Source organism: Streptomyces sp. NPDC002138 (assembly GCF_040296485.1).
Classification (GTDB): Bacteria; Actinomycetota; Actinomycetes; order Streptomycetales; family Streptomycetaceae; genus Streptomyces.
The window spans coordinates 1-14,572 of record NZ_JBEOXE010000112.1; the positions used below are offsets into that span (position 1 = coordinate 1).

At 75.0% G+C, this 14,572-nt stretch carries 10 protein-coding genes, 1 tRNA gene and 1 pseudogene; 10 read left to right on the forward strand and 2 right to left on the reverse strand.

Translation table 11 applies throughout. The annotated features are described in order from the left end of the window. Positions 1–78: 78 nt before the first annotated feature. Complete coding sequence (locus ABT084_RS36410) at positions 79–567, reverse strand: DUF309 domain-containing protein (protein ID WP_351053693.1); 489 nt, start codon at positions 565–567, stop codon at positions 79–81. 107 nt (positions 568–674) lie between these two features. Between ABT084_RS36410 and ABT084_RS36415 the strand changes: the two genes are divergently transcribed. Continuing rightward, positions 675–748, forward strand: a tRNA-Pro gene (locus ABT084_RS36415). Between the two features lie 237 nt (positions 749–985). Next, a complete protein-coding gene (locus ABT084_RS36420) occupies positions 986–4,021 on the forward strand; it encodes an AfsR/SARP family transcriptional regulator (protein ID WP_351053695.1) in 3,036 nt (1,011 codons plus the stop codon). Positions 4,022–4,118: 97 nt separating this feature from the next. On the opposite strand, the gene ABT084_RS36425 is transcribed toward ABT084_RS36420, so the two are convergent. Beyond that, the gene (locus ABT084_RS36425) at positions 4,119–4,301 is read right to left on the reverse strand and encodes a hypothetical protein (RefSeq protein ID WP_351053697.1); all 183 of its coding nucleotides are present in this window, start codon (positions 4,299–4,301) and stop codon (positions 4,119–4,121) included. 357 nt (positions 4,302–4,658) lie between these two features. Here ABT084_RS36425 and ABT084_RS36430 point away from each other — a divergent pair, with 357 nt between their 5' ends. From ABT084_RS36430 to ABT084_RS36465, 8 genes and pseudogenes are all read left to right on the forward strand, one after another. After that, positions 4,659–5,681 carry an AfsR/SARP family transcriptional regulator gene (locus ABT084_RS36430; RefSeq protein WP_351053699.1) on the forward strand — a complete coding sequence of 341 codons (1,023 nt, stop codon included), beginning with the start codon at positions 4,659–4,661 and terminating at the stop codon, positions 5,679–5,681. A gap of 145 nt (positions 5,682–5,826) precedes the next feature. Then, on the forward strand, positions 5,827–8,571 hold the full coding sequence (locus ABT084_RS36435) for a penicillin acylase family protein (RefSeq protein ID WP_351053702.1): 2,745 nt from the start codon (positions 5,827–5,829) through the stop codon (positions 8,569–8,571). A 332-nt stretch (positions 8,572–8,903) separates the two neighbouring features. Continuing rightward, the gene (locus tag ABT084_RS36440; RefSeq protein WP_351053704.1) at positions 8,904–10,025 is read left to right on the forward strand and encodes a ketoacyl-ACP synthase III family protein; all 1,122 of its coding nucleotides are present in this window, start codon (positions 8,904–8,906) and stop codon (positions 10,023–10,025) included. Beyond that, positions 10,022–11,611 (forward strand): class I adenylate-forming enzyme family protein, encoded by a 1,590-nt coding sequence (locus ABT084_RS36445; RefSeq protein ID WP_351053707.1) that lies wholly within the window; start codon positions 10,022–10,024, stop codon positions 11,609–11,611. Before ABT084_RS36440 ends, ABT084_RS36445 begins: the two co-directional genes overlap by 4 nt. Further along, the gene (locus ABT084_RS36450; protein WP_351053710.1) at positions 11,601–12,998 is read left to right on the forward strand and encodes a type III PLP-dependent enzyme domain-containing protein; all 1,398 of its coding nucleotides are present in this window, start codon (positions 11,601–11,603) and stop codon (positions 12,996–12,998) included. Before ABT084_RS36445 ends, ABT084_RS36450 begins: the two co-directional genes overlap by 11 nt. 5 nt (positions 12,999–13,003) lie before the next feature. After that, a complete protein-coding gene (locus ABT084_RS36455; RefSeq protein WP_351053712.1) occupies positions 13,004–13,273 on the forward strand; it encodes a phosphopantetheine-binding protein in 270 nt (89 codons plus the stop codon). A 28-nt stretch (positions 13,274–13,301) separates the two neighbouring features. After that, positions 13,302–14,318 (forward strand): TauD/TfdA family dioxygenase, encoded by a 1,017-nt coding sequence (locus tag ABT084_RS36460; RefSeq protein WP_502969285.1) that lies wholly within the window; start codon positions 13,302–13,304, stop codon positions 14,316–14,318. Positions 14,319–14,488: 170 nt separating this feature from the next. Further along, positions 14,489–14,572: pseudogene (locus ABT084_RS36465) on the forward strand (phage tail protein); the annotation flags it as partial.

Consider the following 14,572-nt stretch of genomic DNA (forward strand, 5'->3'; position numbering starts at 1 on the left):
AGTACGTCCAGTACGCGGGCTTCCGGCCGGCACACCGAGAGCACGCACCGGACGCCGCTCCTTCCCCACGGAGATCCATCAGACACCCCCTAGCCGGGGCGCCTCGCGGGCCGCGTCGACGGCCGGGCCGCCGGCCGGACCGGCCGCCACCCGGTGAGCCAGCTCACCGGCCCACCGGACCAGCCCCGGTACGTCGATTCCGGGCGCCCCGTGCACCTCCGCGAGCGAGGCCGCGCCCCGCCGCAACAGCCGGGCCCCGCCCACCGCGTTGCCACGCGCCGCGTGCGTGAGTCCCACCGCGAGCTGCGCGAGCCCCCGCCACAGCGGGGCCTGCTCCGCCGGGCCCGACTTCCAGGCGTCCTCGAACACCTCGTGCGCGTGGAACGGCATCCCCGCGTCCAGCAGCCGCTGCGCCTCGCGCACCGTCTCGGCCGGGGTCCGCACCACCCCCTCGGGCTGCCGCTCGACGCCCGCCTCCCCGTACGGCAGGGGGCGCCCCAGCCCGTCACGGGGCCGCGCACTGCGCGCCCGTCCTTCGTCGTCCCGGTCCCTCGATTGCGCTTCCACGCCCCCATCCTCCCCCCGGACCGTCACGGATGCGGCCACACACCTCGGCGTGGGGTAATGTTGCGCATGCACCGCCGCCGGGGGGAAACCCCAGGTGACAGGGGCACCGGGACGTGGCGCAGCTTGGTAGCGCACTTGACTGGGGGTCAAGGGGTCGCAGGTTCAAATCCTGTCGTCCCGACTCGAGAGAGTCGTAGGTCTGGGGCCGTTTCAGAGAAATCTGGAACGGCCCCTTTCCCGTATTCGGGAACGGATGCCTCCTGTTGGCCGTCCTCCCGTAAGCAGGCGCTGCGACGCTGCATTCGTCTCACTTTATGGTGTGATGACCAGGCTAAAAATGGGGGAGCAGCCGGGGGGCGCTCTCCCACGATCACACGACCAGTGATCGCCGGACCAGTGGGGAAGGAAAACGGGACTCATGGGGGAAGACGGCATCCGGTTCACCGTGCTCGGAGCCGTGCGGGTGGTCCGGGACGGGGGCGTCCTGACCACCGGATCGCCACAGCAGCAGGCGCTGCTGGCGGCGTTGCTCCTGCGGGCGGGCCGGGCCACGCCCGCGCACGAGCTGCTCGCCTCGATCTGGGGTGAGGAAGCGCCGGACTCCGCCCTGTCGAGCCTGCGCACCCACGCCTGGCGGCTGCGCCAGATCGTGGAGGAGGACCGCTCCGCGCCCAAGGTCCTCGTCTCGCTGCGCGACGGCTACCAGCTGCTGGTGCCGCCCCGCTCGGTGGACGCGCTGTACGCCGAGGAGCTGGCGGTCGGGGCCGCGCGGGCCCGGGCGGCCGGCCGGGAGGACGAGTGCGGCAGGCTGCTCGCCGAGGCCCTCGCCCTGTGGAGCGGCGAGCCGCTGGCGGGCGTACCGGGGCCGTTCGCCGAGCAGCAGCGCTCGCGGTTCACCGCGCTGCGGCTCGCGCTCGTCGAGGAGCGCTTCGAGCACGACCTCCGGCAGGGGCGGCACGCGCTCGTCATCCCGGACCTCATCGGCTTCACGCACGAGCACCCGCTCCAGGAGCGGCCGTACGGCTTCCTGATGCGGGCGTTGTACGCGATGGGGCGCCAGGCCGACGCGCTCGCGGTGTTCGGCCGGGCCCGCCGGGTCCTGGCCGACGAACTGGGCATCGACCCCGGGCCCGAACTGAGCGCGCTCCACGAGCGGATCCTCGCGAACGACCCGCTCCTGATGGGCCACCTGGCCGAGGTGCGCGACCAGCCGGCCGACCTCGCCGCGCCCGAACCGGAAGCGGAAGCGGAACCGGTCGGCGAGGCGCCCAAGGAGGCGCCCGCGCCCACCCGGCCCGCCCAGCTGCCCGCCGACATCTCCGACTTCACCGGCCGCCGGGACCAGGTCCAGGACCTCTACCAGGCCCTCACCGCCCCCGCGCGCTCCTCCCTGGCGGTGGTGTCCGTCACCGGGATGGGCGGCATCGGCAAGAGCACCCTCGCCCTGCAGGTCGCCCACCAGGCCAAACCGGACTTCCCCGGCGGCCAGCTCTACGCCGACCTGCGGGGCAACGGCCTGGAGCCCGCCGACCCGGGAGCCGTCCTGGGCAGCTTCCTCACCGCGCTGGGCGTCCCCGGCCCCGGCATGCCCGCCTCGACCGAGGACCGGTCCCTGCTCTTCCGCACGACCCTCGACGGCCGCCGGATCCTGGTCGTCCTGGACAACGCCCGCGACCCCGCGCAGATCAGGCCGCTGCTGCCGGGCTCCGCCGACTGCGGTGTGATCGTCACCAGCCGGGCCGTGCTCGCCGGGCTCTCCACCACCATCCGGCGGGACCTGGACGTCTTCGACACCGCCGAGGCGATCGCCCTGCTGCGGGCGATCGTCGGAGCGGACCGCATCGGCGAGGAACCGGAAGCCGCCGCGGAACTGGTCGCCCTGTGCGGCCACCTCCCGCTGGCCGTGCGGATCGTGGCGGCCCGGCTCGCGGCCCGGCCCCGGTGGCGGGTGGCGACCATGACCGGGCGCCTCGCCGACGAGCGGCTGCGCATCGGCGAGCTGCGCGCCGGAGACCTGGCCGTCGCGGCCGTCTTCGAACTCGGCTACCGCCAGCTGACCCGCGCCCAGGCGCGGGCGTTCCGGCTGCTCGCGCCCGTGACCCGGCAGGGCATCGGGACGGCCGCCGCGGCGGCCGCCCTGGGCCTGGACGCGTACGACGCCGAGGAGCTGCTGGAGGCGCTGGTCGACGCGGCGATGCTCGAGGCACCGCGGCCGGGCCACTACCGCTACCACGACCTGGTGCGCTCCTTCGCGCTCCAGCTCGTCGGATCCGAGCAGCCGGGACCGGAGGAGGCGGAGGGCGACGACGGGGCCGCGGCCCTGGGGCGGCTCCTCGACTTCCTGCTGGACGGATCGTGTTCGGCCTTCCAGATGATGGTGCCGGGCGACCCGGTCGGCGCGATCCTCGGCGGCAGGCCCGAGTCGGGGCCGCGCTTCGCCACGCTCGCCGAGGCGCGCACCTGGGTGACCGACGAATTCGACTGCGCCGCCAACGCGGCCGCCCTGGCCGCCCAGAGCTCCGCGGGCGCCGACCCGCGGAGCCTGCGCACCGCCGGGGACCTGCTGGTCGCCCTCAGCCCCTTCGGGCAGGACATCCCGTACCTGCAACTGGCCACGACCGCCCGGAAGGTGGCCGACGCCGCGGCGGTCCGCGGCGACGACCAGGCCGAGGCGCGGGCCCGCTTCGTGTGCGGCAACGCCGCCCTCCAGAACACCCGGCTGGCCGAGGCCGAGCTGCACACCCGGCTGGCGACCGAAGCCTGCGGGCGGGCCGGGGACGAGGTCATCCTGCGCCAGATCCTCAACGACCGGGGCCTGATCGCACAGTGGCAGCGGCGCTTCACGGACGCGGTGGTGTTCTACGACCGCGCGCTGGAGCTGGCCCGTCGGCTGGGACACCGCTCGGGGGAGCTGACCACCGAACTGAACGCCGCCCAGGCCCGGTTGCGCAGCGGCCGCCCCGCCGACGCGGTGGAGGTGTGCGAGGCCGCGCTGGAGCGGCTGCGCACCGAGCGGGACCCGCACGTGACCTCGTACGCCTGGTACGTCCACGGCATGGCGCTGAACGAACTGGGGCGCCCCGCGGACGCCGTCGTCAGCTACACCGCGTGCCTCGAGGTCTGCGCCTCGGCCCGGCTGCGGGGGCGGGAGACCCAGGCGAGGTTCCGGCTCTCGGACAGCCTGCGGGACCTGGGCAGGTACGACGAGGCGCTGGCGGAGGCCGAGCGGGCGGTGGCACTGAGCGAGGAGCTGGGATCCCAGCAGCAGCGCGGGCACTGCCTGCTCGCGCTGGCGCGCGCCCTGGCCGAGACCGGGAACGGCGCGGCGGCGCTGGCCCGGGCCCGGCAGGCCCGCGATGTGTTCGCCCTCCTCGGGCTGCCCGATGTGGACCAGGCGGAGGAGCTGGCGCGGTCGCTCGGGCTGCCCGTGAGCGCGAGCGGCTCGACGGGCTGAGCGACCGGGGTGCGCGGCGGGCGCGTTGCCGGGCCGCCGCACCGCTGAACTGATGAGCTGCTGAACCGGGCCGTCGGGCGGCCCGGCGGCCCGTGGATCAGCCCTGGCTGTTCCAGTCGGTCGGGTCCTTCGGGCCACCGGTGGCGACGGTCACGGTCTGCTCGGAGGCCGGAGCGTCGAGGTGCGAGGCGGCCACCGAGAACAGCGAGGCGGCGGCGCAGCCGACGGTGACGACGATGGCGGCCTTGCGCAGGACCAGGGTCTTGATGGAGTGCTTCATGGAGTGCCGTCCGCTTCGTGGATCGATGCCTGCGTATCTGGGGAGAGCCGGTGGGACCGTGGTGGTTCCGGCTGCTCGAGAACAAGAGTGATCCAGCCCGCTCTACGACGGATATATGCGCGATCACGGGCGCCCCGCCCGATGCCGACGCTCTCGAGGATCCTCCGTATATGCGCCCCGTGCACCATTCCAACCGTGCGGTGGTCGGCCACTCGGCCGGTGCCTCCGGCCGGACCCACCCGGTCCGGCCGGACCGCGCACCGCACCTCCCGGCCCCGGCCGGCACCGACCACGCACCGTACTCCCACAGCTGCACCCGAACCGCCACACGATGGACCCGGGCCAGCGGAGGTTGCCATGACTGCCCTTCCGTCTCCTTCGACCGCGCACCCCTCCTCTGCCGCGCACTCGGCCGACCTCAGCTTCGAACTGCTGGGCGAGGTCCGGGGCTGGCGCGACGGCGTCGAACTCCCGCTCGGCGCACCCCGCCAACGGGCCCTGCTGGCCGTCCTGTTGCTACGCGCCGGTTCGCCCGTCGGCCGCGACCACCTGATCGACGGGATCTGGGGCGACACCACCGTGCTGGACGGCGCCAATCTGGTCCAGGCGTACGTCTCCAAGCTGCGCAAGCTGTTCGAGCCCGACCGGGCGCCGCGCACCGCGGGCGGCGTGCTCACCCGGGTCGGAGCCTCCTACCGGCTCTCCATCGGCCCCGGGCAGTGCGACCTCGGCCGGTTCGAGCAGTCGGTGGCCGACGCCCGCGCGCTGCGGGCGGCCGGCCAACCCGAGGCAGCGGAGCGGACGTTGGCCGACGCCCTGGCCGGCTGGCCCGGACCCGCACTCACCGGAGTGAGCGGCCCGCTGCTCGACGTCGAACGCACCCGGCTCGCGGAGCTGCGCCTCGCCGTCGTCGAAGAGCACACCGAACTCGCGCTCGAACTCGGCGGCCACGCCCGGCTGGTGCCCCACCTGCTCGTCCTCACCGCCGAACACCCCTACCGGGAACGGCTCTGGGCGCTGCTCATGGTCGCGCTCTACCGGGGCAGCCGGCAGGCCGACGCGCTGGCCGCCTACCAGCGCGCCCGGCACACCCTGATGGAGAACCTGGGCCTGCTGCCCGGCCCGGAGCTGCGCGGCATCGAGGAGGCGATCCTCGCCCGGCGCCCCGACCCGTTCGCCCGGCTCGCCCCGGCCGAGGCGGCCGGTACGGCGCGGGCCCACGACGGGTCCGGCGGCGGAGCGGCCGCCCCGTACGGCGCGACGCCCGAGCCCGGCCGCCCCCACCTGACCCTGGTCGACCAGGCCCCGTACACCGCGCCCGCACCGCGGACCGCGCCCCGCGGGCCCTGGGCCGACGGCGCCGCCCGGCTGGCGCGCTGAGGCGGACCCGGCCGCGCTCCCCTCCCTTCCCCCTTCCCCCTTCCCCTTCCGTCCGTGGCCCACCGCCCTGCACCGCGCCTCCCGGCCCGTGCACGGCGGCGTTCGCCATGGCCGGAATCCCGCCGAGACAAGGAAGCGCCACCCCATGACAGTCCAGACCGACACGGCCCCGCCGGACGACTCCCGTCCGGACGATCACCGTCCGGACGGCCCCCGCCCGGCCTCCGGGCCGGAGGCCGCCGCGGTGACTCCGGACGGCTCCGACCCGGCCGTACCCGCCTCCGCGCCCCCCGTCCGGCGCCGACGCCTGCGGCGGATCCTCGTGCGTACGGCGGTCTCCCTCACCGCCCTCGTGCTGCTGGCGGTCGCCGGCCTGTCCGGGTACGCGTACTGGACGGTCCAGCGGTCGCTGCCGCAGCTGTCCGGCAGCACCGGCGTGCCCGGGCTGAAGGGTGAGGCCCGGATCGTCCGGGACGCCTCCGGCATCCCGCAGATCTACGCCGACACCGCGCACGACCTGTTCATGGCGGAGGGGTACGCCCAGGCCCAGGACCGGTTCTGGCAGATGGACACCCAGCGGCACGTCACCGCGGGGCGGCTCGCCGAGATGTTCGGCCCGAGCCAGGTGCAGACCGACAAGGTGGCGCGCACCTTCGGCTGGTACCGGGTGGCCGAGCAGGAGGTGACCATGCTCTCGCCGCAGACCCAGGCGTACCTGCGGGCCTTCTCGGACGGAGTCAACGCCTACCTGGCCCGGAACGAGGGCGCCGAGCTGTCGGTCGAATATCCGGTGCTCGGCTTCGTCTCCGGCGACTACCGGCCCGAGCCGTGGACCCCGGCCGATTCGGTGTCCTGGCTGAAGACCATGGCCTGGAACCTCAACACCGGCATGATCGACCAGTTCCAGCAGGCGATGCTGGCGGCCAAGCTGCCCGCCGGTACGGCCGACGCGCTCTTCCCCGGCTACGACTACACGCGCTGGTCGCCGATCGTCCCCGACCGCGCCGCCCCCGCCGGGACCGCGCCGACGCCGGCCCCCGCTCCGGCGACCGCGACCGCGGCCTCCGCCGCCGCGCCGGCCGCCCCGGCGGCTCCCGTCGTACCCGCCGCGGCCTCCCACGCGCTGGCGGACAGCGCGGGAGTGCGCAATGTGCTGGCCGCCGTCCTCGGTCCGCAGGGCATCGGTATCGGCTCCAACTCCTGGGTGGTGTCCGGCAGTCGCACCACCACCGGGAAGCCGCTGCTGGAGAACGACCCGCACCTGACCCCCTCGCTGCCGGGCATCTGGTACCAGGTCGGGCTGCACTGCAACCGGACCGGCCCCGCATGCCCCTACGACGTCACCGGTTTCACCTTCGCGGGCATGCCGGGCGTCGTGATCGGCCACAACGCCGCCATCTCCTGGGGCTTCACCGACCTGGGCGCCGCCGACTCCGACCTGTTCGTGGAGAAGGTGAAGGGTGCCACCTACGAACACCAGGGCGAGCAGAAGGCGTTGGCCGTCCGGCAGGAACGGATCAAGGTGGCCGGGGCCCCCGCGGTGGACCTGACCGTCCGCTCGACCCTGCACGGCCCGCTGATCTCCGACGTGCTCAAGTCCGCCGACGAGGTGGCCGACGACGGCAAGGAGCCCGACGTCCCGCCGCGCGGCCCGCAGGAGGACTACGCGGTCGCGATGCAGTGGACGGCGCTGGACCCGGCCCCCACCATGGACGCCCTCTTCGCGCTGGACCGGGCCGGGAACTGGGACGAATTCCGCGCGGCCGCCGCGGTGTTCGCCTCGCCCGTACAGAACATGATCTACGCGGACACGGCCGGCAACATCGGCTACCAGACGCCGGGCCGGATACCCGTCCGCAAGGCGGGCGACAGCCGCCACCCGGTACCGGGCTGGACCGGGGCCTACGACTGGACCGGGTACCTGCCCTTCGACCAGCTGCCCACCAGCTTCAACCCGCCGGAGGGGTACATCGTCACCGCCAACAACGCGGTGGTCGGACCCGCCTATCCGCACCTCATCGGCAGCAGCTGGGGCACCGGCTACCGCAGCCAGCGGATCGCGCAGCTCATCGAGCAGGGCGGCAAGCTGGACGTCGCGGCGATGGAACGGATCACCCAGGACAGCTGGAACGGCAACGCCGCCACCCTGGTGCCCCGGCTGCTGAAGGCCGGAGTCGGCGCCCAGGCCAAGCCGGCCCAGGACCTGCTGCGCGGCTGGGACTTCACCCAGGGCGCCGACTCGGCCCCGGCCGCCTACTTCAACGCGGTCTGGCGCGAACTGCTGCAGATCGCGTTCACGGACCGGCTCGGCAAGGCCGGAGTCAAGGGCTACGCCCACCCGGACGGCGGCGGCCGCTGGTTCGACGTGGTACGTGGCCTGCTCGACCAGCCGGACAGCATCTGGTGGACCAGCGCCACCGACCCCTCCGTGCACGGCCGTGACGCGATGCTGAGCCGGGCCATGGAGCGGGCCGCCACCGAGCTGCGGGGACGCCTCGGTGAAGATCCGGGCACGTGGCGCTGGGGAGCCCTGCACACCCTGACGCTGGAGAACCCCACCCTGGGCACCGGGGGACCGGCCCCGCTCCAGTGGCTGCTGAACGCCGACCCGGTCGGGGTCGGCGGCGGCACCGACTCCGTACTGGCCAACGGCTGGGACCCGAAGAAGGGCTTCGAGGTGATCTGGGTGCCCTCCATGCGGATGGTGGTGGACCTGGCGGACTTCGAGCGCTCCCGCTGGGTCAACCTGACCGGCGCGTCCGGGCACGCGGGCGCGGACACGTACACCGACCAGGTCGGTCTCTGGGCCAAGGGCGGCAGTCTGCCCTGGCCGTACGGGGCGGCGGCGGTGGCATCGGCGGGCCGGGACCGCCTGCGCCTCACTCCCTGAGTTCCCTCCCGGAGTTCCCTGAGCGCTCGCACGCTCTCCAGCCGGTCTTCAGTCCGGCTTCAGTCGGGCTCCAGTCCGGCACACGCGGGCCGTCGGCGGTGTCACCGCCGACGGCCCGTCGTGCGTCAGCGGACCGGCAGCCGGGGGCCAGCGCACGGCCAGCGCACGACCGGCGCACGGGCAGACGGTGCCCAGCCAGCGCCCGGACGGCGGGCAGAGCGGCACCGACCGGGCCGTCAGTGCAGGGCAACCGCGCGGCAGGCGCCGGACGGAAACATCGTCACCGACAGTCGCCCCGGGCGCTCTGCCGCGGGGCCGGAGATCGGAGAGACATGCGCTGGGAGCAGGTGTACCTGGCCGGCACGGGTGTCTGGCTGGCCGACCGCACGAACGCAGCGGCGGCGGTCGAGGCCGGTGCGTACGACGCCGGGGAACACGCCGTCAACCAGATCCACTCGGTCAGCTCGGCCGAGGCCGGCGGCCCGGACGATCTGTCCGCGCCGGAGATGGCGGTCCGCGCGGCCCGCACCGCGCTGCGCCGTTCCGGCCGGGCCGCGGAGCGGGTCGCCGCCGTGTTCCACAGCTATCTGTGGTTCCAGGGGGCCGAGTTGTGGCCGTCCGCCGCCTATGTGGCACAGCACACGGTCGGCTCGGCGGTGCCCGCCTTCGACCTGCTGCAGCAGTGCAACGCGGGGCTGGCCGCGATGGAACTGGCGGCCCGGCAGCTGCGGTCCGGCGGGTCCGGGGCGTCCGTGCGGTCCGGGGCGTCCGTGCGGTCCGGGGAAGCCGTGCGGTCCGGGGAGGCCGGCGAGCCCGAGGCGGTGCTGCTGACCACGGCCGACCGCTTCGCGCCTCCCGCCTTCGACCGCTGGCGGGCCGAGCGGGGCATGGTCTACGGCGACGGCGGCACCGCGCTGGTGCTGAGTTCCTCGCCCGAGGGAGCGACCGGCCGTCTGCTGTCCACCGCGACCCGGGTGGACAACTCGCTGGAGGGCCTGGCCCGGGGGGCGGGATTCCGTTCCGGCCCGGAGGCGGCCGACCGGCCGGTCGACCTGGGGGCGCGGGCCGAGGAGTACTTCCGCGCGCAGCGCAACATGCGGGCCGCGACCCTGCGCACCGCCGAGGTGGCGGCCGAGTCGATCCGGGCCGCGCTGGCCGACGCCGGCACACCGATGGACCGCATCGACCGGGTGGTGCTCAACGCCACCGGGCAGCAGCGGCTGCGCTGGCAGCTGGAGCACCAGCTGGGCATCGAGGAGAAGTTCTCCAACTGGGAGTTCTGCCGCGAGGTGGGCCACCTGGGGGCGGGGGACCACTTCGCCGGACTGAACGAGCTGCTGGAGACCGGCGAGGTCGGCGGGGGAGACCGCGTCCTGCTGGTCGGCGGCGGCACCGGCTACAGCTGCACCAGCGCGGTCGTCGAGATCACCGACCCCTCGGGCTGGAACGTATGAGCACCGCGACCCTGACGGGACCCGACGAGCCGGTTCCGGCGGCCGTGCCGGAACGGGACGGCGCCCTCCCCGGCGCCGGACCGGACGATGCCACCCTCGTCGTCGACCTGCTCGACGCCGCCGCGGCCGCCCGCCCCGCCGCCACCGCCGTCCGGGACGGCTCCGGTGCCTGGAGCTACGCCGAACTGGCCGACGCCAGCCGGACGGTGGCCGACCGGCTGCGCGCGTCCTGGGGCCTCGCGCCGGGTGACCGGGTCGCCCTGCGGCTCGGCAACCGGCGGGAGTTCGTCGCGCTGTACTACGGCGTCCTGCGCGCCGGAGCCGTCGCGGTCCCGCTGAACCCGGAGCTGAAGGCCTTCGTGCTGCGCGGGGTACTGGCGGACGCCGCCCCCTCGGTGGTCGTGCTCGACCCCTCCGAGACGGAGCCGGTCCGCGCGGCGGTCGCCGCCTGTGGCGCCCGTACGCCGACGCCCGCCGAACTCCTGCGCCCTCTCGGCCCGGAGGCGCACGCGCACGCGGCCCCTCCGCTCGGCCGACCGCCGGCCGACACGATCGCCCAGCTCATCTACACCTCCGGCAGCACCTCCGCCCCCAAGGGCGTGGTCTGCACCCACCGCCAGGTGGTCTTCGCCGCCCGCGCGATCGCCCGTCGGCTCGACTACCGGCCGCAGGACGTGGTGCTCGCCGCGCTGCCGCTCTCCTTCGACTACGGGCTCTACCAGCTCCTGCTCGCCGCGATCGGCGGCTCCGAGGTGGTGCTGGCGGACGCGGCCGCACCCGTGCGCGTGCTCAGCCTGCTGCGCGAGCACCGGGTCACCGTGATGCCGGTGGTGCCCTCGCTGGCCGAGATGCTGTGCCGCCTCGCGGCCCGCGGCGCGCCGCCCGATCACGTCCGGCTGTTCACCAACACCGGCGCGGCGCTGGCCGGTTCGACGATCGAGGCGCTGCGCCGCGGCTTCCCGGGCTCGGCCGTGGTGGCGATGTACGGCATCACCGAGTGCAAGCGGGTCACGATCGCCGCACCGGACGCCGACCGCGAGCGCCCCGGATCGGTGGGGCCGCCCCTGGACGGCACCACGGTCGAGGTGCTCGACGAGCGGGGCCGCGCACTGCCGCCGGGCGAGGTCGGCGAGATCGTCGTCGGCGGCCCGCACGTGATGAGCGGTTACTGGAACGCGCCCGGGCCGACCGCCCGTTGCTACCGCCCGGACCCGCGCACCGGACGGATCCGGCTGCACACCGGGGACCACGGCCGGCTGGACGCGGACGGGCACCTCTACATCAGCGGCCGCGTGGACGACCAGTTCAAGAGGCGCGGTGTCCGCATGAGCACCTCGGAGATCGAGGCCGCGGCCCTGGACGTGCCCGGTGTGCGGGCCGCCGCCGCGCTGGCGCCCCGCGACGGGCTCGACCTGCGCCTGGTCGTCACCGGCGAGGACGGGCTGACCGGGCGCCGGGTGATCGAGGGCCTGGAAGAACGGCTGGAGGCGGCGAAGGTGCCCGCCGACTGCCGGGTCATCGCCCGGATGCCCCTCACCCCCAATGGCAAGACCGACCGAAAGGCGCTGGAGATCGATGCGCACTGACCCGCACCCCGCCGCGCCGGCCAGGGCTCCGGCCCCGGAACCACCGCCCGCCGAGGACCTGCTGGCCGCCGAGCTGGTACGCCGTTACGGCAGCCCGCTGTACGTGTACGACCTGGGCCGGGCCGAGCGGGCGGCGGCGGACCTGCGCGCGGCCCTGCCCGACCGCTCCCACCTCTACTACTCGCTCAAGGCGAACCCGCACCCCGAGCTGGTCCGCGCCCTGCGCCTGGCCGGATGCCGCCCGGAGATCTGCTCCACCGGTGAACTCGCCGCCGCTCTGGCGGCGGGTTTCGACGGCGCCGACTGCCTCTACGGGGGCCCGGGCAAGACCGCCGGGGAGCTGCGCGAAGCGATGGCCGCCGGGGTGCGTACCTTCTCGGTCGAGTCGCCCGCCGATCTGCGCCGGGTCGGCGCCGAGGCCCGGGCCCTGGGCACGACCGCGCGCTGCCTGCTGCGGATCAACGGCGCGGGTGCGGGAGCGGGCGTCGGCCTGCGGATGACCGGCGGTGCCTCGCAGTTCGGCCACGACATCGTGGACGGCCTGCCCGGCATCGACGAATTCACCGTGGACGGGACGGAGTTGTGGGGGCTGCACTTCTTCCCGCTGACCAACGCCGCCGACCCGCAGGGGCTGCTCGCGGAGGCCGTCGCCTCGATCCGCACCGCCGCCGCGCTGGAGGCCCACTGGGGCAGGCCGCTGCGGATGCTGGACCTCGGCGGCGGGTTCGCCTGCCCGTACGCGGCCCCGGGGCAGCGGCCGCTCTACCACGCGCTGCGCGCACCGCTGGAGGCCGCCCTGGACGAGCATCTGCCGGGCTGGCAGGGGCGGTTGGAGATCGCCTTCGAGTCCGGCCGCTACCTGGTCGGCGACAGCGGGCGCCTCGTCTGCACCGTCACCGAGGTCAAGGAGAGCCGGGGCACCGCTTACGGCGTGCTCGACAGCGGGATCAACCACCTGGGCGGCCTCTCGGGAGTGGGCCGACTGCCCTCGCTGCGCGCCGAACCCCTGCACCTCACGGACCCCGGGCCCGTGGCCGGGAAGGCCGGGACCCGCCGGGTGGCCCTGGTCGGGCCGCTCTGCACCCCCGCCGACGTGATCAGCCGGGCCAGCGAGACCGTACCGCCGCGGCCCGGCGCGCTGCTGGCCGTGCCCAACGTCGGTGCGTACGGCGCCACCGCGAGCCTGCTCGGCTTCCTCAGCCGCCCGGCCCCCGCCGAGATCACCGTCCGGGACGGCCGCGTGGTCAGCGCCGACCGGCTGACCCTCACCCGCGAGCCCCTGCGCGACCACGCCGTCGACCACCCCGCGGACCACTTCGTCGACCACCCCACCGACCAGCAGGACCACCACCACCGCGACCTCGCCGGTCGCACCGCAAGGAGCTGAACAGCATGACCACACACCACCGTTGGGACGACCGGTACGAGAGCGTCCTGGCCGAGCTGCTGCCCCGGCTCGCCGAGGAGCGGCCGCTGTCCGCCGACCGCGGGCTGCGCGCCGCCGGGCTGGACTCGATGGCCGTCGTCGAGCTGCTGGTGCGCCTCGAGGAGGCCTATCAGGTGGCCATCCCCGACGAGGAGCTGGGCCCGGAGGCCTTCGAGACCGTCGGCAGCCTGTGGGAGGTCGTCTCCCGGCAGCTGGACCCGGCCGCCCCGCACTGACCGGCCCACCCCACCGCTGAGAGAAAGGCTGGCATCCGTGCCGGTATCACTGGACATCGACATATCAGCGCCGGACCTGGTGCTCACCCGGGCCGAGACGGCCGCCACCGAACGGGTCGCCGCACTGCTCTGCGGCAGGCCGGAAGGGGTCCTGCTCGACGAGCCCGCGTGGGTGGCCGCGGCCCGTGACCACTGGGAGGAGCTGCCGGCCCGGCTGCGCCGTGCCCTGCGCGCCTTCCGCCGGGCCCCCGGGCCGGGCGGCGCCCTGCTGGTGCGCGGACTGCCGGTCGGCGGGCCCGCGCTCGGCGGCACCCCGCTGGCCGACGGCTCGGTGCAGCGCGTCGCGACCGTACCGGCGTCGGTGCTGATGCTCGCAGCCTGCGGGCTCGGCGATCCCGCCGCCTTCCGCCCGGAGAAGACCGGGGCGCTGGTGCAGGACGTCGTCCCGGTGCCCGGGCGCGAGGAGTTCCAGGGCAACGCGGGCTCGGTACTCCTCACCTTCCACAACGAGAACGCCTTCCACCCGCACCGGCCGGATTTCGTCATGCTGCTGTGCCTGCGCGCCGACCCGGACGGGCTGGCCGGACTGCGCACGTCCTGCGTGCGCGAGGTGCTGCCGCTGATGGACCAGGGGACCCGGGCGGCGCTGCACCGGCCGGAGTTCCGCACCGCGCCGCCGCCGTCCTTCGGCGCCGCCGAAGGCCCCGCGGAGCCGCACCCGGTGCTCACCGGTGCGTACGAGGACCCGGACCTGCGCGTGGACATGGCGGCCACCGAGCCGCTCACGGAGCGGGCCGCGGGCGCGCTGGCCGAGCTGCGGATCCTCTTCGAACGCACCGCCCGGACCGCCCGGCTGGAGCCCGGTGACCTCGCGATCGTCGACAACCGGATCACGGTGCACGGGCGCACCGCGTTCAGCCCGCGCTTCGACGGCACGGACCGCTGGCTCCAGCGCACCTTCGTCCTCGCCGACCTGCGCCGCTCGCGCGCGCACCGGGCGGGCGACGGCTACGTACTGGCCGATCCGGCCGCGTACGGCGCCTGATCGGCCCCTCCGCGGCCTGGCCGGCGCGCCCCCTGGGGCCCGCGCGGACCAGGCCGCCCCGTCCGCAGCCTGTCGGCGCGTGCGCCCGGAGCCCGCGCCGACCAGGCTGCGCCGTCGCGCCGCGTGCGCCCGGGCCCGCGCCGACCAGGCCGCGCCGTCGCGCCCGCCCGATCACCCTCACCCGGCCCGTCACCGCCGACACGGCGAAGATCGGCCGCTGGCTGGACGAGACGCTGCGTCGGGTCGAGCCCAAG

Coding starts and splice junctions, on each gene's coding strand:
- ABT084_RS36440 (WP_351053704.1), top strand. CDS start 8,904: ATGCGCTGGGAGCAGGTGTACCTGGCCGGCACGGGTGTCTGGCTGGCC.
- ABT084_RS36420 (WP_351053695.1), top strand. CDS start 986: ATGGGGGAAGACGGCATCCGGTTCACCGTGCTCGGAGCCGTGCGGGTG.
- ABT084_RS36445 (WP_351053707.1), top strand. CDS start 10,022: ATGAGCACCGCGACCCTGACGGGACCCGACGAGCCGGTTCCGGCGGCC.
- ABT084_RS36450 (WP_351053710.1), top strand. CDS start 11,601: ATGCGCACTGACCCGCACCCCGCCGCGCCGGCCAGGGCTCCGGCCCCG.
- ABT084_RS36425 (WP_351053697.1), bottom strand. CDS start 4,301: ATGAAGCACTCCATCAAGACCCTGGTCCTGCGCAAGGCCGCCATCGTC.
- ABT084_RS36435 (WP_351053702.1), top strand. CDS start 5,827: ATGACAGTCCAGACCGACACGGCCCCGCCGGACGACTCCCGTCCGGAC.
- ABT084_RS36430 (WP_351053699.1), top strand. CDS start 4,659: ATGACTGCCCTTCCGTCTCCTTCGACCGCGCACCCCTCCTCTGCCGCG.
- ABT084_RS36455 (WP_351053712.1), top strand. CDS start 13,004: ATGACCACACACCACCGTTGGGACGACCGGTACGAGAGCGTCCTGGCC.